This window comes from Solibacillus sp. FSL R7-0668, assembly GCF_038006205.1.
In the GTDB taxonomy this organism is placed as follows: Bacteria; Bacillota; Bacilli; order Bacillales_A; family Planococcaceae; genus Solibacillus.
The window spans coordinates 1-24,029 of the sequence record NZ_JBBOUU010000001.1; the positions used below are offsets into that span (position 1 = coordinate 1).

Genomic DNA, 24,029 nt, shown 5'->3' on the forward strand with positions numbered 1-24,029 from the left:
TTGGAACATTTAGAAACTCTATGGAACACGGTACTTGCCCAAGCTGAACAAAAAATTTCAAAACCGAGCTTCGATACGTGGCTAAAATCGACAAAATTACTTGCGCATAGCGGCACAAATGTAACGATTTCAGCACCTAACTCCTTTGCCCGTGATTGGCTTGAACAATACTATATTCATATGATTACAGGAATTTTAAACGAGTTAACTGGAGAAGATTTGGTCATTAAATTTGTCGTTCAGAAAGATCAAATCGCAGATGATTTCGAATTACCTCCACCAATTACACAAGCAAAATCAAATGATCATTCAGACAATGCACCAGGTATGCTTAACCCAAAATACACATTTGACACATTCGTAATTGGTTCAGGAAACCGCTTCGCACATGCTGCGAGCTTAGCAGTTGCAGAAGCACCAGCAAAAGCATATAACCCCTTCTTCATCTATGGGGGCGTTGGATTAGGAAAGACACACTTAATGCACGCAATTGGTCACTATGTGAAAGAACATAACCCAAATGCCAATGTCGTGTATCTGTCATCTGAAAAATTCACAAATGAGTTCATCAACTCCATTCGTGACAATAAAGCCATCGATTTCCGCAATAAATACCGAAATGTCGATGTTTTATTAATTGATGACATTCAATTTTTAGCAGGGAAAGAATCAACGCAAGAGGAATTTTTCCATACATTTAATACATTGCATGAAGAATCAAAGCAAATTGTCATTTCAAGTGACCGTCCGCCTAAGGAAATCCCTACATTAGAGGATCGTTTACGTTCACGCTTTGAATGGGGCTTAATTACAGATATCGCACCGCCTGATTTAGAAACACGTATTGCCATTCTACGCAAAAAGGCAAAGGCAGATGGCTTAGATATCCCTAATGAGGTCATGTTGTATATCGCAAATCAGGTGGATACGAACATTCGTGAATTAGAAGGGGCATTAATTCGTGTCGTTGCATACTCATCTTTAGTAAATCAAGATATATCTCCAGAGCTTGCTGCTGAAGCATTAAAAGATATTATGCCTAACTCCAAACCGCGCATGATTTCGATTTTAGATATTCAAACGGCAACTGGAGAGCATTTTAATATTCGTTTAGAGGATTTTTCTGCAAAACGTCGAACAAAGTCCATTGCCTTCCCACGTCAAGTGGCTATGTTCTTATCACGTGAGCTGACAGACTTCTCCTTACCTAAAATTGGTGAGGAATTTGGTGGTCGCGATCATACAACGGTTATCCATGCGCATGAAAAAATTTCTTCGTTACTTAAAACAGATCAACAATTACAGCAAGATATTAAACAAATTCGCAGTATGCTAGGTAAATAATGCTGTGTATAAGATACTTAGTTTTTCACAGGACTATTCACAACTTATCAACATGTGAATAATCCCGTGTTATAGCTCCAAACGATAGTTACCCACAAATCCACAGCCCCTATTACTATATCTATTTATATCTTTTAATAAATAATTAATTATATAAGAGAGGTAAAACAATGAAATTTGATATTTTACGTGATCGTTTATTAGATGGTTTAAACGATGTCATGAAAGCAGTAAGTTCAAAAACAACGATTCCCATTTTAACTGGAATTAAGATTGATGTAACAAACGAAGGAATCAGTTTAACAGGTAGTGATGCAGATATTACGATTCAAACATTCATTCCTGCAGAAGAAGATGGTCAACAAATCATTAATATTACACAAACCGGCTCTATCGTTTTACAAGCCCGTATGTTCAATGAAATTATTCGTAAATTACCAACAAACGAAGTAGAAATCGAAGTTACAAATGGCTTTGCAACAATTATTCGCTCTGGTAAATCTGAATTTAATTTAATTGGCTTAGATTCAACTGAATATCCACAGCTTCCTGAAGTAGCTGCAGATAAGCAATTCGCGATTCCTGCGGACCTTTTAAAATCAATTATTCGTGAAACAGTATTTGCAGTTGCTACTTCAGAAAGTCGCCCCGTGTTGACAGGTGTCAACTGGAAAGTAGAAGGCGATGAATTAATATGCGTTGCAACGGATAGTCACCGTCTTGCTCGACGCAAAGTAAATCTTGAAAATTTACCAACAGATGTGACTTCAGTTGTTATTCCAGGGAAAAGTTTAACTGAATTAAGCAAAATTTTAGATGATACAAATAATCCAGTTCAAATCGTATTAACGAACCAACAAGTATTATTTAAAACAGATGATGTCTTATTCTTCTCACGCTTATTAGAAGGAAATTATCCGGATACATCTCGTTTAATTCCAGATGATTTCAAAACAACAATTACGATTAACGGTAAATTTTTATTACAAGCAATCGATCGTGCTTCACTTTTAGCACGTGAAGACCGTAATAATGTCGTTCGTTTTGAAACATTAGAAAATCAAACAATTGAAATTTCATCGAATTCTCCTGAAATCGGGAAAGTAGAAGAACAAATTCAAGTAGAAAATCTTGAAGGGGAAACATTGAAGATTTCATTCAGCGCGAAATATATGATGGAGGCATTAAAGGCAATCGATGGTCAAGATGTTGTCATTGAGTTTACCGGAGCTATGCGACCATTCATCTTACGCTCTGCTCTAGACGATGCCATTTTACAATTAATTTTACCTGTACGTACTTACTAATCTTTAGTTAAAATTTAAAACTGCTGCGCTACAAAGCATTTTTTTCGCGCAATGTATACCTTATGCAATCATTTTTTGCTAAAGGAGATGTCCCAGAAATTAATCTCGGACATCTCCTTTTTTACTTATGAGCAATCTTTAGGTATGATAGAATGATAAGACTTTCTTTAAGTGGAGGATGGATTACGTTGAATGAATTAGTAATTGATACAGAATTTATTACGCTTGGTCAAGCTTTAAAAATGACAGATGCCATTAGTTCTGGTGGGATGGCCAAGTGGTTTTTAAGTGAACATGAAGTATTTGTGAATGGTGAAGTGGAAGATCGCCGAGGGAAAAAATTACGTCATGGTGATGTTGTTAACATTCCAGGGGTTGGTCGATTTAAGATTGTTGATGCATTTATTGCAAATGGAGAAATGTAATACATGAATATCGAGCGCTTACAGCTAACGAATTACCGTAATTATGAGTCGCTTACTTTAGATTTTTCAAACAAAATTAATGTTTTTATAGGGGAAAATGCCCAAGGAAAAACAAATGTTATGGAATCGATTTATGTATTAGCGATGGCAAAGTCTCACCGCACGGCAAATGATAAAGAATTGATACGTTGGCAAGCGGATTATGGTAAAATAGAAGGTGTAATTAATAAGCGTTACGGTAGTGTCCCGATTGAATTAACGATTTCCAAAAAGGGCAAAAAGGGCAAAATCAATCATCTCGAACAAACAAAATTAAGTAACTATATTGGACAGATGAATGTTGTCATGTTTGCACCAGAAGATTTAAATATCGTCAAGGGAAGTCCACAAATTCGCCGTCGATTTATCGATATGGAAATTGGGCAAATTTCACCTGTTTACTTACATGATTTACTAACCTTTCAAAAAATTTTAAAACAACGTAATCATTTATTAAAAAGTAATCAAGGAAAAGCATCGCTCGCAAATGATGTGATGTTTGATATTTATACAGAGCAATATATAGGCGCTGCTGTGCAAATTATCCGCAAACGGTTTCAATTTATGGAGTTATTGCAAGCTTGGGCAGAGCCAATTCACGAAGGCATCTCGCGCGGATTAGAAAGGCTAGTCATTAAATATCGTCCTGTTTCGGGGATGGATGCCAGCTGGAGTGCAGGACAAATGCATGATTATTTAAAACAAAAGCTAGACGAAATGAAGCAACGTGAAATCGAGCGCGGTGTAACGTTGATCGGACCGCACCGGGATGATTTGCAGTTTTTGGTCAATGACTATGACGTGCAAGTGTATGGCTCGCAAGGTCAGCAGCGAACAACAGCATTGTCCTTAAAGTTGGCAGAAATAGAGCTCATTAAGCAGGAAACAAAAGAAACGCCCATTTTATTATTAGACGACGTATTGTCAGAGCTAGATGATTATCGTCAATCGCATTTATTGAATACGATTCAAGGTGAAGTACAGACATTTGTTACAACAACAAGCGTTGAGGGCATTCATCACGAGACGATTCAGCATGCAAAACTATTCCGTGTCAAACAAGGCACAATTGATCAATAATAACGCGTTTTTAATGCATGAAAATAAATAACAAAGAAGCATACTAATCGTTATGAAAGAGTAGGTGAACTATAGTGACTTTAGAAGATAGTAAAGTCCAGCAATCTTATGATGCCGAACAAATACAAGTTCTGGAAGGTTTAGAAGCTGTTCGTAAACGTCCGGGTATGTATATTGGTTCTACAAGCTCAAAGGGATTGCACCATTTAGTGTGGGAAATTGTGGATAATAGTATCGATGAGGCGTTGGCCGGTTTTTGTACAGATATTAAAATAACAATCGAACAAGATAATTGGATTCGTGTAGAGGATAATGGTCGAGGGATTCCTGTAGATACGCAAGAGAAAATGGGGATGCCTGCTGTTGAAGTTATTATGACTGTATTACACGCTGGAGGTAAGTTTGGCGGTGGAGGTTATAAAGTATCAGGTGGTCTACACGGTGTTGGTGCATCTGTAGTAAATGCATTATCAGTCCAAACAATCGTTCAAGTACATCGTGATGGAAAAGTACATGAAATTATTTTCGAACGTGGTCACACGAAGCAAAAACTAACTGTAATCGGTGAAACAGATCGTACAGGTACAACAACACGCTTTAAAGCTGATACTGAAATTTTCAAAGAAACACAAGTGTACGAATATGACATTTTAGCAACACGTATTCGTGAATTAGCATACTTAAATCGTGGCATTCGTATTTCGATTGCTGATGAGCGTGAAGGTCAAGAGCGCGAAGAAGCATTCCACTTCGAAGGTGGGATTCGTGAATACGTTGAACATATTAACGAAAATAAAGAACCTATTCATGCACCAATTGATGTATTCGGCGAAAAAGAAGGAATTTCTGTTGAAATTGCGATGCAATATAATGCAGGCTTCAATTCAACGATTATGTCCTTTGCTAATAACATTAATACCTATGAGGGTGGTACTCATGAATCAGGCTTTAAAACAGCGCTAACACGTGTCATAAATGATTATGCGCGCAAGGCAAATTTAATTAAAGAAGCCGATGCTAACCTTACTGGGGAAGACGTTCGCGAAGGGTTAATCGCAATCGTATCGATAAAACACCCCGATCCACAATTCGAAGGGCAAACAAAAACAAAGCTTGGTAACTCAGAGGTAAGCCAGATTACAAATGCATTATTCTCAGATGGCTTTGAGCGCTTTTTATTAGAAAACCCGAGCGTGGCACGTCAAATTGTTGAAAAAGGTACGATGGCAGCTCGCGCACGTGTTGCTGCGAAAAAGGCACGTGAATTTACACGTCGTAAAACAGCATTAGAGGTATCTAATTTACCAGGTAAGTTAGCAGACTGTTCTTCTACAAACCCTGCTGAATCCGAAATTTACATTGTAGAGGGTGACTCGGCGGGTGGTTCTGCAAAAAATGGACGTGATCGTCACTTCCAAGCAATCTTGCCGTTGCGCGGGAAAATTTTAAATGTTGAAAAAGCGCGTTTAGACCGTATTTTATCAAACGCCGAGATCCGTGCGATGATTACTGCGTTCGGTACAGGTATTGGTGAGGATTTTAATTTAGAAAAAGCTCGCTATCACAAAATCATCATTATGACCGATGCCGATGTTGATGGTGCGCACATTCGTGTCTTATTATTAACATTCTTCTTCCGCTTCATGCGTCCTTTAATTGAGGCGGGTTACGTATATGCAGCAAAGCCACCACTTTACCAAGTAAAGCAAGGTAAACATGTGGAATACTGCTATTCAGATGTAGAATTAGAGGAAGTTGTAGAACGCCTGCCGAAATTACCAAAGCCTAATGTACAGCGCTACAAAGGGTTAGGGGAAATGAATGCAGAGCAATTATGGGATACTACAATGGATCCAGAGCACCGTACATTAATTCGAGTAGAATTGGATGATGCGATTGAAGCCGATAAAATTTTCGACCACTTAATGGGTGATGAAGTTGGCCCACGTCGTGACTTTATCGAGGAAAATGCAGTTTATGTACAAGACTTGGATGTTTAAATTCGAAGGGGGTCCTTATTTTGTCTGACATTCAACATGGACATATTGAATCTAGAAATATTACATCCGAAATCAAAACATCCTTTTTAAGCTATGCGATGAGTGTTATTGTTTCACGTGCGTTACCAGATGTACGTGATGGGCTTAAGCCTGTACATCGTCGTATTTTATACGGGATGCAGGAATTAGGAAATACTTCGGATAAACCATATAAAAAGAGCGCACGTATTGTCGGGGATGTAATGGGTAAATACCACCCGCATGGTGACTCTTCAATTTATGAAGCAATGGTACGTATGGCGCAGGATTTCAGCTACCGTTATATGCTTGTTGATGGGCACGGTAACTTTGGGTCTGTCGATGGCGATGGCGCGGCTGCAATGCGTTATACAGAATCACGTATGTCAAAAATCGCAATGGAAATGTTGCGTGATATTAACAAAGATACAATTGATTACGAGCCCAACTATGATGGTAGTGAAAACGAGCCAAAAGTATTACCAGCACGTTATCCAAATCTTTTAGTTAATGGGGCATCAGGGATTGCTGTAGGGATGGCGACAAACATCCCACCACATCATCTTGGTGAAACAATTGACGGTGTATTAGCACTTGCCGATAATCCAAGTATTACAACGGAAGAGCTAATGGAAATTATTCCAGGACCAGACTTTCCAACAGGTGGCTTAATCTTAGGCCGCTCAGGAATTCGTCGTGCCTATGAAACAGGGCGCGGTTCATTAACGATTCGTGCAAAAGTAGAAATTGAGCAAGCTTCGAACGGGAAAGAAACAATTTTAGTTTACGAATTGCCGTATCAAGTTAACAAAGCAAAATTAATTGAAAAAATTGCCGAATTAGTACGTGATAAAAAAATCGACGGCATTACAAAGCTTCAAGATGAATCAGATCGTAAAGGTATGCGTATCGTCATTGAAGTTCGACGCGATGCCAATGCCAATGTTGTATTAAATAATCTATATAAACAAACAGCCATGCAATCAAGCTTTGGGGTGAATATGTTAGCATTAGTTGACGGTCAGCCAAAAGTATTAGGCTTAAAAGAAGTGCTCTATCATTACTTAGAACACCAAAAAGTCGTTATAAAACGTCGTACTGCATTTGAGCTTCGAAAAGCAGAGGATCGTGCACATATTTTAGAAGGTTTACGTATTGCGTTAGACCATATTGATGAAATTATTTCCATTATCCGTAGCTCTCGTAGTGGGGAAGAAGCCAAACCACAATTAATGGAGCGCTTTAACTTATCAGAGCGCCAAGCACAAGCAATTTTAGATATGCGTCTTGTTCGTTTAAGTGGTTTAGAGCGTGAAAAGATTGAAAATGAATACAATGAATTACTCGTATTAATTGCTGAATTAAAAGCCATTTTAGCTGATGAAGCAAAGGTAATTGAAATCATTCGTACAGAAATGACCGAAATTAAAGAACGCTTTAATGATACACGTCGTACGGAAATTACGGCTGGCGGCTTAGAAATGATTGAAGACGAGGATTTAATTCCACGTGAAAACTCCGTGTTGACCTTAACACTTAATGGTTATATTAAGCGTTTAGCAGCCAATACATACCGTTCACAAAAACGCGGTGGTCGCGGTGTACAAGGTATGGGTACAAACGAAGATGATTTTGTAGAGCATCTATTATTCACATCAACGCATGATACGATCCTTTTCTTTACATCAAAAGGAAAGGTGTTCCGTGCAAAGGGCTATGAAATTCCAGAGTTCGGACGCCAAGCAAAAGGTTTACCAATCGTCAACTTATTAAATATTGATAAGGGCGAAAAGGTAACAGCGATGATTCGTGTTTCTGAATTTAAAGAAGATGCCTACTTCATTTTCACAACGAAAACGGGTGTAACAAAACGTACACCAGTTGATCAATTCGCTAATATCCGCACAAATGGGTTAATTGCGATTACTTTACGCGAAGATGATGATCTCATTTCTGTCCATTTAACAGATGGCAAGAAAGAAATTATTATCGGTACACGTGAAGGGATGCTTGTTCGTTTCAAAGAGGATGATATTCGCTCAATGGGACGTTCAGCAGCGGGTGTACGCGGTATTAAATTACGTGAAGATGACTATGTCGTTGGGATGGAAATTATTGAGCCAGGTCAAGAAATTCTAGTTGTTACAGAAAAGGGCTATGGTAAACGTACACCTGAAGCAGAGTACCGTTTGCAAAGTCGTGGTGGTCTAGGTCTAAAAACAATGCAAATTACCGACAAAAACGGTAAAATGTGTGCTGTGAAGGCTGTAGATGGCACAGAGGATATTATGTTAATCACGATTAACGGTATGTTAATACGTATGGATGTAAATGATATTTCTATTATCGGTCGTAGCACACAAGGGGTTCGCCTAATCCGTCTTGCAGAAGATGAATTAGTGGCAACAGTAGCACGTGTGAAAAAAGACGAAGATACAGAAGATGAAGAAATAGAAGAGACAGAACAAACAGAACAATAAGATCGAAAAGTAGCCTAGGTGGATTTAACTACCTAGGCTACTTTTTTATATTTGTATTTTATAATGTATTCGTTATAATAGTATAAAAGACATCGGTATTAGGTTGAAATAACCATATTTAATGATTTAGATAATCATTCTAGTGATTAACTTCTCAATAATTATTATTTTCGATACAATTATAGCAATTAATTTACGTTAGGGGTTGTGAAGTTGGAAGCAATCAATATGAGGGTCGAAGAATTACGTTTAGGTAAAGTCATTGCAGAAGACATCTTTGCCAATACACAATATCCAATTATATATAAGGACTCAAAAATAAAAAGAGAGCATTTTCGTGTATTTGAATTATTTAATCTAAAAGCGGTATTAGTTTATAGCGATATTAATGAAGAAAGCTCAACTGAAGAAAACATACAAGTTCAAGCTAATTCAGTTTCACTACCAAAATACACTTCATTTGAAAAGTGTTATAATGATGCGATTGTTCAATTGAAGAAGGAATTCTTAAATTGGGAATCTGGCGGTAAAATTGATATTACGAAGGTTCGTGGCATGATTATCCCTTTAGCTGAAAAAGTATTAGAGGATCGTTCGTATATATTCGACTTAAATAATTATTCGAATCCGAAAGATTACTTGTATCATCATTGTGTGGCAACGGGCTTAATCGCTTCAGTTATGGCCAAGAAACTAGGCTTCGAACGTGGGATAACAAATCAAATAGCGATTGCTGGGATGTTAGCTGATAGTGGAATGGCACGTATTACGGCTCGTATTCGGGATAAAAAGAGCGCACTCACAAAAGAAGAGTTCGATGAGGTGAAAAAGCATCCTACTTATAGTTATATGCTTGTGAAAAACGTCTCTGCAATTAAAGAAGTGATGAAAGAAGCAATTTATCAACATCATGAACGTTTAGATGGTAGTGGTTATCCTAAAGGGGAACGTATTGGCTCTATTTCAAACTTTGCCCAAATTATAGCGGTAGCCGATGTATTCCATGCTATGACAAGTGAACGTTTATATCGCACAAAGCAATCACCATTTAAAGTAATCGAAATGATTAAAGAAGAAGAGTTCGGCAAGTTTGATATAAAGGTTGTACAAGCTTTAATGGATATTGTTGTTGATTTACCGATTGGTACAAAGATTGAAATATCCAATTTCGAATTAGGTGAAGTAATGTTCATTAATAAATATTCTCCTACTCGTCCACTTGTTAAATTAACAAGAACAGGTGAAATTATTGATCTTTCATCTAATCGAAGCTTCTATATATCTCGCGTTATTACAAAAAATAATTAGTGTATAGTAGAAATGATTTTTAATTGATTACTTCTCAATTAAAAATCATTTTTTTATTTTGTAAAAAGGGTTGACGAGAAGGATTTAAATTGTTATTATATTAAAAGTCCTTAAAAGAAGCATAATAAATTAAATATAAGTAAGTATATTTGATTTTTGTTCTAAAGGGTGTTAAAGTATAATAACTGTCATTTCAAGTAGAGATAAAAAACTTTTAAATGAAGTGTTGACATTGATTGGTTGAAATGATAAGATATAAAAGTTGTCACAAACGACAATGATATGAACCTTGAAAACTGAACAAGCAACGTTAATGAATACAGCTTCTTAAATGAAGCAAAAATGATTTCTAACTTAATAGTTAGAATCGCTAGCAAAGCAAATGAGCTTTCAAACTACTTTTATGGAGAGTTTGATCCTGGCTCAGGACGAACGCTGGCGGCGTGCCTAATACATGCAAGTCGAGCGAATGAATAGAGAAGCTTGCTTCTCTATGATTTAGCGGCGGACGGGTGAGTAACACGTGGGTAACCTGCCCTATAGACTGGGATAACTTCGGGAAACCGGAGCTAATACCGGATAATACTTTGAACCACATGGTTTAAAGTTGAAAGATGGTTTCGGCTATCACTATAGGATGGACCCGCGGCGCATTAGCTAGTTGGTGAGGTAACGGCTCACCAAGGCAACGATGCGTAGCCGACCTGAGAGGGTGATCGGCCACACTGGGACTGAGACACGGCCCAGACTCCTACGGGAGGCAGCAGTAGGGAATCTTCCACAATGGACGAAAGTCTGATGGAGCAACGCCGCGTGAGTGAAGAAGGATTTCGGTTCGTAAAACTCTGTTGCAAGGGAAGAACAAGTAGCGTAGTAACTGGCGCTACCTTGACGGTACCTTGTTAGAAAGCCACGGCTAACTACGTGCCAGCAGCCGCGGTAATACGTAGGTGGCAAGCGTTGTCCGGAATTATTGGGCGTAAAGCGCGCGCAGGTGGTTCCTTAAGTCTGATGTGAAAGCCCCCGGCTCAACCGGGGAGGGTCATTGGAAACTGGGGAACTTGAGTGCAGAAGAGGATAGTGGAATTCCAAGTGTAGCGGTGAAATGCGTAGAGATTTGGAGGAACACCAGTGGCGAAGGCGACTGTCTGGTCTGTAACTGACACTGAGGCGCGAAAGCGTGGGGAGCAAACAGGATTAGATACCCTGGTAGTCCACGCCGTAAACGATGAGTGCTAAGTGTTGGGGGGTTTCCGCCCCTCAGTGCTGCAGCTAACGCATTAAGCACTCCGCCTGGGGAGTACGGTCGCAAGACTGAAACTCAAAGGAATTGACGGGGGCCCGCACAAGCGGTGGAGCATGTGGTTTAATTCGAAGCAACGCGAAGAACCTTACCAGGTCTTGACATCCCATTGACCACTGTAGAGATACAGTTTTCCCTTCGGGGACAACGGTGACAGGTGGTGCATGGTTGTCGTCAGCTCGTGTCGTGAGATGTTGGGTTAAGTCCCGCAACGAGCGCAACCCTTGTTCTTAGTTGCCATCATTTAGTTGGGCACTCTAAGGAGACTGCCGGTGATAAACCGGAGGAAGGTGGGGATGACGTCAAATCATCATGCCCCTTATGACCTGGGCTACACACGTGCTACAATGGACGGTACAAACGGTTGCCAACCCGCGAGGGGGAGCTAATCCGATAAAACCGTTCTCAGTTCGGATTGTAGGCTGCAACTCGCCTACATGAAGCCGGAATCGCTAGTAATCGCGGATCAGCATGCCGCGGTGAATACGTTCCCGGGCCTTGTACACACCGCCCGTCACACCACGAGAGTTTGTAACACCCGAAGTCGGTGAGGTAACCTTTTGGAGCCAGCCGCCGAAGGTGGGATAGATGATTGGGGTGAAGTCGTAACAAGGTAGCCGTATCGGAAGGTGCGGCTGGATCACCTCCTTTCTAAGGATATATTCGGAAACCTTCTCTTGGAGAAGGGGCTCATTAACGGTTGCTGTTCAGTTTTGAAGGTTCATTCTTAGTTGAATGAAATACTTCAAAACTTTGTTCTTTGAAAACTGGATAAAACGACATTGATAAGTAATAAACAAACATAGATCAAGAAATTGATCGTGCAATATCCTTAAAATCTTACTTTTTAAGTAAGTTTAACTTTTGGTTAAGTTAATAAGGGCGCACGGTGGATGCCTTGGCACTAGGAGTCGATGAAGGACGGCACTAACACCGATATGCCTCGGGGAGCTGTAAGTAAGCTTTGATCCGGGGATTTCCGAATGGGGGAACCCACTATCTTTAATCGGATAGTATCTACACGTGAATACATAGCGTGATGAGGACAGACGCAGGGAACTGAAACATCTAAGTACCTGCAGGAACAGAAAGAAAATTCGATTCCCTGAGTAGCGGCGAGCGAAACGGGAAGAGCCCAAACCAAAGAGCTTGCTCTTTGGGGTTGTAGGACACTCTATACGGAGTTACAAAAGAATGATTTAGGCGAAGCGACTTGGAAAGGTCCGCAAGAGAAGGTAACAGCCCTGTAGCCAAAAAGTCATTCCCTCCAGAGTGGATCCTGAGTACGGCGGAACACGTGAAATTCCGTCGGAATCCGGGAGGACCATCTCCCAAGGCTAAATACTACCTAGTGACCGATAGTGAACCAGTACCGTGAGGGAAAGGTGAAAAGCACCCCGGAAGGGGAGTGAAATAGAACCTGAAACCGTGTGCCTACAAGTAGTTAGAGCCCGTTAATGGGTGATAGCGTGCCTTTTGTAGAATGAACCGGCGAGTTACGATTACGTGCGAGGTTAAGTTGAGAAGACGGAGCCGCAGCGAAAGCGAGTCTGAATAGGGCGAATTAGTATGTAGTCGTAGACCCGAAACCAGGTGATCTACCCATGTCCAGGATGAAGGTGAGGTAACACTTACTGGAGGTCCGAACCCACGTACGTTGAAAAGTGCGGGGATGAGGTGTGGGTAGCGGAGAAATTCCAATCGAACTTGGAGATAGCTGGTTCTCTCCGAAATAGCTTTAGGGCTAGCCTCGTGATGAAGAATACCGGAGGTAGAGCACTGTTTGGACTAGGGGGGCATCTCGCTTTACCGAATTCAGACAAACTCCGAATGCCGGATATTTATACACGGGAGTCAGACTGCGAGTGATAAGATCCGTAGTCAAGAGGGAAACAGCCCAGACCACCAGCTAAGGTCCCAAAGTAATCGTTAAGTGGAAAAGGATGTGGCGTTGCTTAGACAACCAGGATGTTGGCTTAGAAGCAGCCATCATTTAAAGAGTGCGTAATAGCTCACTGGTCGAGTGACGCTGCGCCGAAAATGTATCGGGGCTAAACGATTCACCGAAGCTGTGGATGCATACCGTTGGTATGCGTGGTAGGAGAGCGTTCTAAGGGCGTTGAAGTCAGACCGGAAGGACTGGTGGAGCGCTTAGAAGTGAGAATGCCGGTATGAGTAGCGAAACATGGGTGAGAATCCCATGCACCGTATGACTAAGGTTTCCTGAGGAAGGCTCGTCCGCTCAGGGTTAGTCGGGACCTAAGCCGAGGCCGATAGGCGTAGGCGATGGACAACAGGTTGATATTCCTGTACTACCTCCCCACCGTTTGAGAAATGGGGGGACGCAGTAGGGTAGGGTAAGCAGAGCGTTGGTTGTCTCTGTTCAAGCAGTAAGGTGTGTGCGTAGGCAAATCCGCGTACTGTAACATTGAGCTGTGATGACGACTCCGTATGGAGGAAGTTCCTGATCTCACACTGCCAAGAAAAGCCTCTATCGAGGTGGGAGGTACCCGTACCGCAAACCGACACAGGTAGTCGAGGAGAGAATCCTAAGGTGTGCGAGAGAACTCTCGTTAAGGAACTCGGCAAAATGACCCCGTAACTTCGGGAGAAGGGGTGCTCTTGAGCGTGCAAGCGCACGAGAGCCGCAGTGAATAGGCCCAGGCGACTGTTTAGCAAAAACACAGGTCTCTGCAAAACCGTAAGGTGACGTATAGGGGCTGACGCCTGCCCGGTGCTGGAAGGTTAAGAGGAGTGGTTAGCGCAAGCGAAGCTGCGAATTGAAGCCCCAGTAAACGGCGGCCGTAACTATAACGGTCCTAAGGTAGCGAAATTCCTTGTCGGGTAAGTTCCGACCCGCACGAAAGGCGTAACGATCTGGGCACTGTCTCAACGAGAGACTCGGTGAAATTATAGTACCTGTGAAGATGCAGGTTACCCGCGACAGGACGGAAAGACCCCGTGGAGCTTTACTGTAGCTTGATATTGAATTTTGGTACAACTTGTACAGGATAGGTAGGAGCCAGAGATCTCGGAGCGCCAGCTTCGAAGGAGGCGTCGGTGGGATACTACCCTGGTTGTATTGAACTTCTAACCCATGCCCCTTAGCGGGGTAGGAGACAGTGTCAGGCGGACAGTTTGACTGGGGCGGTCGCCTCCTAAAAGGTAACGGAGGCGCCCAAAGGTTCCCTCAGAATGGTTGGAAATCATTCGCAGAGTGTAAAGGCATAAGGGAGCTTGACTGCGAGACCTACAAGTCGAGCAGGGTCGAAAGACGGGCTTAGTGATCCGGTGGTTCCGCATGGAAGGGCCATCGCTCAACGGATAAAAGCTACCCCGGGGATAACAGGCTTATCTCCCCCAAGAGTCCACATCGACGGGGAGGTTTGGCACCTCGATGTCGGCTCATCGCATCCTGGGGCTGTAGTCGGTCCCAAGGGTTGGGCTGTTCGCCCATTAAAGCGGTACGCGAGCTGGGTTCAGAACGTCGTGAGACAGTTCGGTCCCTATCCGTCGTGGGCGTAGGAAATTTGAGAGGAGCTGTCCTTAGTACGAGAGGACCGGGATGGACACACCGCTGGTGTACCAGTTGTCTTGCCAAAGGCATCGCTGGGTAGCTATGTGTGGACGGGATAAGTGCTGAAAGCATCTAAGCATGAAGCCCCCCTCAAGATGAGATTTCCCATTACGCAAGTAAGTAAGACCCCTGAAAGACGATCAGGTAGATAGGTTCGAGGTGGAAGTGTGGCGACACATGTAGCTGACGAATACTAATCGGTCGAGGACTTAACCACATGTTTACGAACATCAATGAAACGTTTATCCAGTTTTGAAAGAATGAATCTTTCAACTTAATCTAGTGATGATGGCAAAGAGGTCACACCCGTTCCCATACCGAACACGGAAGTTAAGCTCTTTAGCGCCGATGGTAGTTGGGGGTTTCCCCCTGTGAGAGTAGGACATCGCTAGGTCATTGGAAAGCCACTGAGCAATCAGTGGCTTTTTTGTTTTGCGAAAAAATAACAGCCACCATTTATGTTAAATTTATGATAATTCATTTAAAAGTGCCGTGTTATTTGATTAATAATAGTCAAATCTGAAAATAATCAATTAAATTATTCCAATGGCAAGTAATTATACGTATTCAAATAAGCACAACATGCTTTCCAATTTTTCAGTATATCGGACGGGGCTTTCAAGTTTTTCAGTGTGGTTAGTGGTTGACGTGTATTACAATTCGGGCAGCATTTTCTTTCTAATCAATGCTTGGTCAAGATCATTTTGGTTGATGGTAAGTCGAATACTTTACGATGGTTATACGAACTTACTAGTATTTTTAGAGAAACGTCACATAGATGTAAACAGACTGGGTACCGTAGAGTGACATTCGGTGTATCCACTATGTTTATAATGTATGACCATCTTTTAAATATCAAAACCAAACACTGCATTTTAAATCAAAGAACCCCCCCACACGATGCTATACAACCAAAAGGACGAATGATAATATCAAAATCATCAACAGCCGTGTTCAACTCTCAAAACTAGATCCCTTGAAATTTGTTAAAACCACAGAACTTGCAGAGAAAATCATTAGCCCAACCGTTAGAATAACCCTCATAGGTAAATATTTAATCGTAGTTATTGCTGAAATGAACATCTAAGCTTATTTAAAAACAGCGAAAAGCATAGGCATTGATGTCGACCACAAATAATCTCGATCTTATCAAATAATCCAATCTATACGAATCTGTAGTTTCCGCTACACTAAAGTCAAAATGAGCAAAAGAATAACGTATTATAGTCTGTAAAAAAGGATAGGCAATCAAACGAAACGGTCCATAAGATAAAGTAAAAAACCATCAAAAACAACGTAGAAATTCACAAAGCAATCCGTAATAACCGTCAAGATTATTTACATAAAATCTCCATAAAAAATGTCAAAAAACATGATCCCCACTTGCCAAAGCCATAAGTGAGGTCACCAGGTCAGAATTCCCACATTTGCTGAAATACAAAGTACACAGGTATGGAAAGCAAGTCATTCGAGTAGGGGAAATATTTGCCTCTAGCCAGTATTGATTGCATTGCAGTAATCAACATAAAGACGTAAAGAAACTTGTCATCAGAGCATGGGCGTGCTCAACCTACCAAACGCAAATTGACCGAGTCTCAACGCAAGCATGCTTCAAATTTTAGAGACTAAGGAGTTAGTTCGGTATACCTTAGACTAGCTGAGGGTTCAATCAAGAAACTCGCTTCTCTAAGTAGTAGCCTAGATGAAGTAGTTCAACGGTAATTTTAGTGCTTTACTAAAATCATTGATGTATAGAATGATATATTTCATTGTATAGGCCTCCTTAAAGTAATATTAATATGAGTATTTTACTTTAAAGAAAAGGTTAACTTGTCTATAGTTGATTATTTTCATGCGGAAGATACTCTGTTCATTGGATAAGAAAGATAGTTCATAGAATAGGTGTTGAAAGTGAATTGCTAGAATTTTTAAACATAAAATATGTATGTAGGAATTAACATGTACCAATTTTTACTTGAAGGCTGGGGTTATGGTATGAGTTTATGACAGAAATTACGTTTGTTACGTAAATTATAAGTATTCATTTACCATGTTTTTAAATTTAATTTCAAAGAAACGATAATTTGTATTGCAAAAGCAATAATATAGTGGTATATTATTATAAGTCGCAAGGACAACAAACAATATTGATTGAATCGTTAAAATAAAGTGTTGACATAACACTTTAAAGATGATAAGATATAAAAGTTGTCACAAACGACAATGATATGAACCTTGAAAACTGAACAAGCAACGTTAATGAATACAGCTTCTTAAATGAAGCAAAAATGATTTCTAACTTAATAGTTAGAATCGCTAGCAAAGCAAATGAGCTTTCAAACTACTTTTATGGAGAGTTTGATCCTGGCTCAGGACGAACGCTGGCGGCGTGCCTAATACATGCAAGTCGAGCGAATGAATAGAGAAGCTTGCTTCTCTATGATTTAGCGGCGGACGGGTGAGTAACACGTGGGTAACCTGCCCTATAGACTGGGATAACTTCGGGAAACCGGAGCTAATACCGGATAATACTTTGAACCACATGGTTTAAAGTTGAAAGATGGTTTCGGCTATCACTATAGGATGGACCCGCGGCGCATTAGCTAGTTGGTGAGGTAACGGCTCACCAAGGCAACGATGCGTAGCCGACCTGAGAGGGTGATCGGCCACACTGGGACTGAGACACGGCCCAGACTCCTACGGGAGGCAGCAGTAGGGAATCTTCCACAATGGACGAAAGTCTGATGGAGCAACGCCGCGTGAGTGAAGAAGGATTTCGGTTCGTAAAACTCTGTTGCAAGGGAAGAACAAGTAGCGTAGTAACTGGCGCTACCTTGACGGTACCTTGTTAGAAAGCCACGGCTAACTACGTGCCAGCAGCCGCGGTAATACGTAGGTGGCAAGCGTTGTCCGGAATTATTGGGCGTAAAGCGCGCGCAGGTGGTTCCTTAAGTCTGATGTGAAAGCCCCCGGCTCAACCGGGGAGGGTCATTGGAAACTGGGGAACTTGAGTGCAGAAGAGGATAGTGGAATTCCAAGTGTAGCGGTGAAATGCGTAGAGATTTGGAGGAACACCAGTGGCGAAGGCGACTGTCTGGTCTGTAACTGACACTGAGGCGCGAAAGCGTGGGGAGCAAACAGGATTAGATACCCTGGTAGTCCACGCCGTAAACGATGAGTGCTAAGTGTTGGGGGGTTTCCGCCCCTCAGTGCTGCAGCTAACGCATTAAGCACTCCGCCTGGGGAGTACGGTCGCAAGACTGAAACTCAAAGGAATTGACGGGGGCCCGCACAAGCGGTGGAGCATGTGGTTTAATTCGAAGCAACGCGAAGAACCTTACCAGGTCTTGACATCCCATTGACCACTGTAGAGATACAGTTTTCCCTTCGGGGACAACGGTGACAGGTGGTGCATGGTTGTCGTCAGCTCGTGTCGTGAGATGTTGGGTTAAGTCCCGCAACGAGCGCAACCCTTGTTCTTAGTTGCCATCATTTAGTTGGGCACTCTAAGGAGACTGCCGGTGATAAACCGGAGGAAGGTGGGGATGACGTCAAATCATCATGCCCCTTATGACCTGGGCTACACACGTGCTACAATGGACGGTACAAACGGTTGCCAACCCGCGAGGGGGAGCTAATCCGATAAAACCGTTCTCAGTTCGGATTGTAGGCTGCAACTCGCCTACATGAAGCCGGAATCGCTAGTAATCGCGGATCAGCATGCCGCGGTGAATACGTTCCCGGGCCTTGTACACACCGCCCGTCACACCACGAGAGTTTGTAACACCCGAAGTCGGTGAGGTAACCTTTTGGAGCCAGCCGCCGAAGGTGGGATAGATGATTGGGGTGAAGTCGTAACAAGGTAGCCGTATCGGAAGGTGCGGCTGGATCACCTCCTTTCTAAGGATATATTCGGAAACCTTCTCTTGGAGAAGGGGCTCATTAACGGTTGCTGTTCAGTTTTGAAGGTTCATTCTTAGTTGAATGAAATACTTCAAAACTTTGTTCTTTGAAAACTGGATAAAACGACATTGATAAGTAATAAACAAACATAGATCAAGAAATTGATCGTGCAATATCCTTAAAATCTTACTTTTTAAGTAAGTTTAACTTTTGGTTAAGTTAATAAGGGCGCACGGTGGATGCCTTGGCACTAGGAGTCGATGAAGGACGGCACTAACACCGATATGCCTCGGGGAGCTGTAAGTAAGCTTTGATCCGGGGATTTCCGAATGGGGGAACCCACTATCTTTAATCGGATAGTATCTACACGTGAATACATAGCGTGATGAGGACAGACGCAGGGAACTGAAACATCTAAGTACCTGCAGGAACAGAAAGAAAATTCGATTCCCTGAGTAGCGGCGAGCGAAACGGGAAGAGCCCAAACCAAAGAGCTTGCTCTTTGGGGTTGTAGGACACTCTATACGGAGTTACAAAAGAATGATTTAGGCGAAGCGACTTGGAAAGGTCCGCAAGAGAAGGTAACAGCCCTGTAGCCAAAAAGTCATTCCCTCCAGAGTGGATCCTGAGTACGGCGGAACACGTGAAATTCCGTCGGAATCCGGGAGGACCATCTCCCAAGGCTAAATACTACCTAGTGACCGATAGTGAACCAGTACCGTGAGGGAAAGGTGAAAAGCACCCCGGAAGGGGAGTGAAATAGAACCTGAAACCGTGTGCCTACAAGTAGTTAGAGCCCGTTAATGGGTGATAGCGTGCCTTTTGTAGAATGAACCGGCGAGTTACGATTACGTGCGAGGTTAAGTTGAGAAGACGGAGCCGCAGCGAAAGCGAGTCTGAATAGGGCGAATTAGTATGTAGTCGTAGACCCGAAACCAGGTGATCTACCCATGTCCAGGATGAAGGTGAGGTAACACTTACTGGAGGTCCGAACCCACGTACGTTGAAAAGTGCGGGGATGAGGTGTGGGTAGCGGAGAAATTCCAATCGAACTTGGAGATAGCTGGTTCTCTCCGAAATAGCTTTAGGGCTAGCCTCGTGATGAAGAATACCGGAGGTAGAGCACTGTTTGGACTAGGGGGGCATCTCGCTTTACCGAATTCAGACAAACTCCGAATGCCGGATATTTATACACGGGAGTCAGACTGCGAGTGATAAGATCCGTAGTCAAGAGGGAAACAGCCCAGACCACCAGCTAAGGTCCCAAAGTAATCGTTAAGTGGAAAAGGATGTGGCGTTGCTTAGACAACCAGGATGTTGGCTTAGAAGCAGCCATCATTTAAAGAGTGCGTAATAGCTCACTGGTCGAGTGACGCTGCGCCGAAAATGTATCGGGGCTAAACGATTCACCGAAGCTGTGGATGCATACCGTTGGTATGCGTGGTAGGAGAGCGTTCTAAGGGCGTTGAAGTCAGACCGGAAGGACTGGTGGAGCGCTTAGAAGTGAGAATGCCGGTATGAGTAGCGAAACATGGGTGAGAATCCCATGCACCGTATGACTAAGGTTTCCTGAGGAAGGCTCGTCCGCTCAGGGTTAGTCGGGACCTAAGCCGAGGCCGATAGGCGTAGGCGATGGACAACAGGTTGATATTCCTGTACTACCTCCCCACCGTTTGAGAAATGGGGGGACGCAGTAGGGTAGGGTAAGCAGAGCGTTGGTTGTCTCTGTTCAAGCAGTAAGGTGTGTGCGTAGGCAAATCCGCGTACTGTAACATTGAGCTGTGATGACGACTCCGTATGGAGGAAGTTCCTGATCTCACACTGCCAAGAAAAGCCTCTATCGAGGTGGGAGGTACCCGTACCGCAAACCGACACAGGTAGTCGAGGAGAGAATCCTAAGGTGTGCGAGAGAACTCTCGTTAAGGAACTCGGCAAAATGACCCCGTAACTTCGGGAGAAGGGGTGCTCTTGAGCGTGCAAGCGCACGAGAGCCGCAGTGAATAGGCCCAGGCGACTGTTTAGCAAAAACACAGGTCTCTGCAAAACCGTAAGGTGACGTATAGGGGCTGACGCCTGCCCGGTGCTGGAAGGTTAAGAGGAGTGGTTAGCGCAAGCGAAGCTGCGAATTGAAGCCCCAGTAAACGGCGGCCGTAACTATAACGGTCCTAAGGTAGCGAAATTCCTTGTCGGGTAAGTTCCGACCCGCACGAAAGGCGTAACGATCTGGGCACTGTCTCAACGAGAGACTCGGTGAAATTATAGTACCTGTGAAGATGCAGGTTACCCGCGACAGGACGGAAAGACCCCGTGGAGCTTTACTGTAGCTTGATATTGAATTTTGGTACAACTTGTACAGGATAGGTAGGAGCCAGAGATCTCGGAGCGCCAGCTTCGAAGGAGGCGTCGGTGGGATACTACCCTGGTTGTATTGAACTTCTAACCCATGCCCCTTAGCGGGGTAGGAGACAGTGTCAGGCGGACAGTTTGACTGGGGCGGTCGCCTCCTAAAAGGTAACGGAGGCGCCCAAAGGTTCCCTCAGAATGGTTGGAAATCATTCGCAGAGTGTAAAGGCATAAGGGAGCTTGACTGCGAGACCTACAAGTCGAGCAGGGTCGAAAGACGGGCTTAGTGATCCGGTGGTTCCGCATGGAAGGGCCATCGCTCAACGGATAAAAGCTACCCCGGGGATAACAGGCTTATCTCCCCCAAGAGTCCACATCGACGGGGAGGTTTGGCACCTCGATGTCGGCTCATCGCATCCTGGGGCTGTAGTCGGTCCCAAGGGTTGGGCTGTTCGCCCATTAAAGCGGTACGCGAGCTGGGTTCAGAACGTCGTGAGACAGTTCGGTCCCTATCCGTCGTGGGCGTAGGAAATTTGAGAGGAGCTGTCCTTAGTACGAGAGGACCGGGATGGACACACCGCTGGTGTACCAGTTGTCTTGCCAAAGGCATCGCTGGGTAGCTATGTGTGGACGGGATAAGTGCTGAAAGCATCTAAGCATGAAGCCCCCCTCAAGATGAGATTTCCCATTACGCAAGTAAGTAAGACCCCTGAAAGACGATCAGGTAGATAGGTTCGAGGTGGAAGTGTGGCGACACATGTAGCTGACGAATACTAATCGGTCGAGGACTTAACCACATGTTTACGAACATCAATGAAACGTTTATCCAGTTTTGAAAGAATGAATCTTTCAACTTAATCTAGTGATGATGGCAAAGAGGTCACACCCGTTCCCATACCGAACACGGAAGTTAAGCTCTTTAGCGCCGATGGTAGTTGGGGGTTTCCCCCTGTGAGAGTAGGACATCGCTAGGTCATTGGAAAGCCACTGAGCAATCAGTGGCTTTTTTGTATTTTCTTTCAATTAAATGATAGGATATATTTAGATAAATATGACTTTCTACTATAATTGATATTTAAGTTTATAATTATTATATTTTAAAATAAGAACAAATAATTGATATTAAAAAGAATGAGAACATTTTGATTATATTTCAAATGATTTACAGAAGAAATCCTACATTAATAATAAAAGGATTTAAGTAGTTGATTTTAGGGAATAAAAACATAAAACATAAAATTAATATTCCGAATTATTTTACTTTTCCTAGATTCTTGACAGTCGACCGCTACGTTGTTAACCTTACAATAATATTCTTTTCTAATAGGGGGCATTCTCAAGATGTGGGAAACAAAATTCGCTAAAGAAGGTTTAACATTTGATGACGTATTATTAGTACCAGCACATTCTGAAGTATTACCGAAGGATGTTGATTTATCCGTACAATTAACGCCTAATATTAAGTTAAACATTCCAATGATTTCTGCAGGTATGGACACAGTTACAGAAGCAAAAATGGCGATTGCCATGGCACGTCAAGGTGGTATCGGAATTGTTCATAAGAATATGAGCATTGATGAGCAAGCAGAAGAAGTAGAAAAAGTAAAACGTTCTGAAAATGGCGTAATTACAAATCCATTCTTCTTAACACCCGAACATCAAGTATTTGATGCAGAGCATTTAATGGGTAAATACCGCATTTCAGGTGTTCCTATTGTAAATAACATGGAAGATCAAAAATTAGTAGGGATTATTACGAACCGGGACTTACGCTTCATCTCTGATTACTCTTTAAAAATTGATGATGTGATGACGAAGGAAGATTTAATTACAGCACCAGTAGGAACGACTTTAGAAGATGCTGAAAAAATTCTTCAACAATACAAAATCGAAAAATTACCAATCGTTGATAATGAAGGTAAATTAACAGGCTTAATCACAATTAAAGATATCGAAAAGGTGATTGAGTTCCCGAACGCTGCAAAAGACGTACATGGTCGTTTAGTAGTTGGTGCAGCAGTAGGCGTGTCTAAAGATACAATGTTACGTATTGCTAAGCTTGTGGAAGCACAAGTTGATATTATTGTCATTGATACAGCACATGGCCACTCTCAAGGCGTATTAAATACAATTGCGGATATTCGTGCAGCTTATCCAGACTTAGATATTATTGCAGGTAACGTAGCGACAGCTGAAGGTACGCGTGCATTATTTGAAGCAGGTGCTGATGTTGTTAAAGTAGGTATCGGACCAGGTTCTATTTGTACAACTCGTGTAGTTGCTGGTGTAGGTGTACCTCAAATTACGGCTGTATACGACGCTGCTTCAGTAGCGCGTGAATATGGTAAAACAATTATTGCTGATGGTGGTATTAAGTACTCTGGTGACATCGTGAAGGCTTTAGCAGCTGGTGGACATGTTGTTATGCTTGGTTCCCTTTTAGCAGGTACTTCAGAATCTCCAGGGGAAACAGAAATTTTCCAAGGTCGTCGCTTTAAAGTTTACCGCGGTATGGGTTCACTAGGTGCGATGGAAAAGGGCTCAAAAGATCGTTACTTCCAAGAGGACGCTAAAAAATTAGTGCCAGAGGGGATTGAAGGTCGTCTTCCTTATAAAGGACCTTTAGCAGATACGATTCACCAATTAATGGGTGGTATTCGTGCTGGTATGGGTTACTGTGGAGCTCCTAATTTAGAGTATTTACGTGAGAAATCACAATTCATCAAGATGACAGGTGCAGGTTTACGTGAATCACATCCACATGATGTACAAATTACAAAAGAAGCACCAAACTATTCACTCCAATAATTACTAGGCAACTTTCAAACGCTACTATCGTCAAAATTGATGATAATAGCGTTTTTTTATTAACAACAGGGCACATTCGTGTAGATATGTATGA

Annotated in this window: 8 protein-coding genes and 6 rRNA genes; all 14 read left to right on the top strand. The window is 42.5% G+C overall.

Going from position 1 to position 24,029, the window contains the following annotated elements; all coding sequences use genetic code 11:
- The 14 genes from dnaA to guaB all read left to right on the top strand — a co-directional run bounded on the left by dnaA (position 1) and on the right by guaB (position 23,935).
- Positions 1 to 1,344, top strand: a complete 1,344-nt coding sequence (gene dnaA / locus MKX47_RS00005; protein WP_340769844.1) for a chromosomal replication initiator protein DnaA — start codon at positions 1 to 3, stop codon at positions 1,342 to 1,344.
- Positions 1,345 to 1,514: 170 nt separating this feature from the next.
- Positions 1,515 to 2,651, top strand: coding sequence for a DNA polymerase III subunit beta (gene dnaN / locus MKX47_RS00010; protein ID WP_340769845.1), 1,137 nt, complete (start codon positions 1,515 to 1,517; stop codon positions 2,649 to 2,651).
- 188 nt (positions 2,652 to 2,839) lie between these two features.
- Positions 2,840 to 3,076, top strand: coding sequence for a S4 domain-containing protein YaaA (gene yaaA, locus MKX47_RS00015; RefSeq protein WP_305037333.1), 237 nt, complete (start codon positions 2,840 to 2,842; stop codon positions 3,074 to 3,076).
- A 3-nt stretch (positions 3,077 to 3,079) separates the two neighbouring features.
- On the top strand, positions 3,080 to 4,195 hold the full coding sequence (gene recF / locus MKX47_RS00020; RefSeq protein WP_340769853.1) for a DNA replication/repair protein RecF: 1,116 nt from the start codon (positions 3,080 to 3,082) through the stop codon (positions 4,193 to 4,195).
- A 74-nt stretch (positions 4,196 to 4,269) separates the two neighbouring features.
- A complete protein-coding gene (gene gyrB / locus MKX47_RS00025; RefSeq protein WP_340769855.1) occupies positions 4,270 to 6,195 on the top strand; it encodes a DNA topoisomerase (ATP-hydrolyzing) subunit B in 1,926 nt (641 codons plus the stop codon).
- A gap of 20 nt (positions 6,196 to 6,215) precedes the next feature.
- Complete coding sequence (gene gyrA, locus MKX47_RS00030; protein WP_340769856.1) at positions 6,216 to 8,693, top strand: DNA gyrase subunit A; 2,478 nt, start codon at positions 6,216 to 6,218, stop codon at positions 8,691 to 8,693.
- Between the two features lie 213 nt (positions 8,694 to 8,906).
- Positions 8,907 to 10,001: an HD-GYP domain-containing protein gene (locus MKX47_RS00035; protein WP_340769859.1), complete on the top strand. Its 1,095-nt coding sequence runs from the start codon at positions 8,907 to 8,909 to the stop codon at positions 9,999 to 10,001.
- Between the two features lie 400 nt (positions 10,002 to 10,401).
- A 16S ribosomal RNA gene (locus tag MKX47_RS00040) occupies positions 10,402 to 11,955 on the top strand.
- A 215-nt stretch (positions 11,956 to 12,170) separates the two neighbouring features.
- Positions 12,171 to 15,098 (top strand): 23S ribosomal RNA (locus MKX47_RS00045).
- A gap of 61 nt (positions 15,099 to 15,159) precedes the next feature.
- Positions 15,160 to 15,275: ribosomal RNA gene (gene rrf, locus MKX47_RS00050) — 5S ribosomal RNA — on the top strand.
- Positions 15,276 to 17,227: 1,952 nt separating this feature from the next.
- Positions 17,228 to 18,781, top strand: a 16S ribosomal RNA gene (locus tag MKX47_RS00055).
- A gap of 215 nt (positions 18,782 to 18,996) precedes the next feature.
- Positions 18,997 to 21,924: ribosomal RNA gene (locus tag MKX47_RS00060) — 23S ribosomal RNA — on the top strand.
- 61 nt (positions 21,925 to 21,985) lie between these two features.
- Positions 21,986 to 22,101: ribosomal RNA gene (gene rrf, locus MKX47_RS00065) — 5S ribosomal RNA — on the top strand.
- The 16S, 23S and 5S rRNA genes sit together here, the layout of an rRNA operon.
- 367 nt (positions 22,102 to 22,468) lie before the next feature.
- On the top strand, positions 22,469 to 23,935 hold the full coding sequence (guaB, locus tag MKX47_RS00070; RefSeq protein ID WP_340769861.1) for an IMP dehydrogenase: 1,467 nt from the start codon (positions 22,469 to 22,471) through the stop codon (positions 23,933 to 23,935).
- The last annotated feature ends 94 nt before the right edge of the window (positions 23,936 to 24,029 follow it).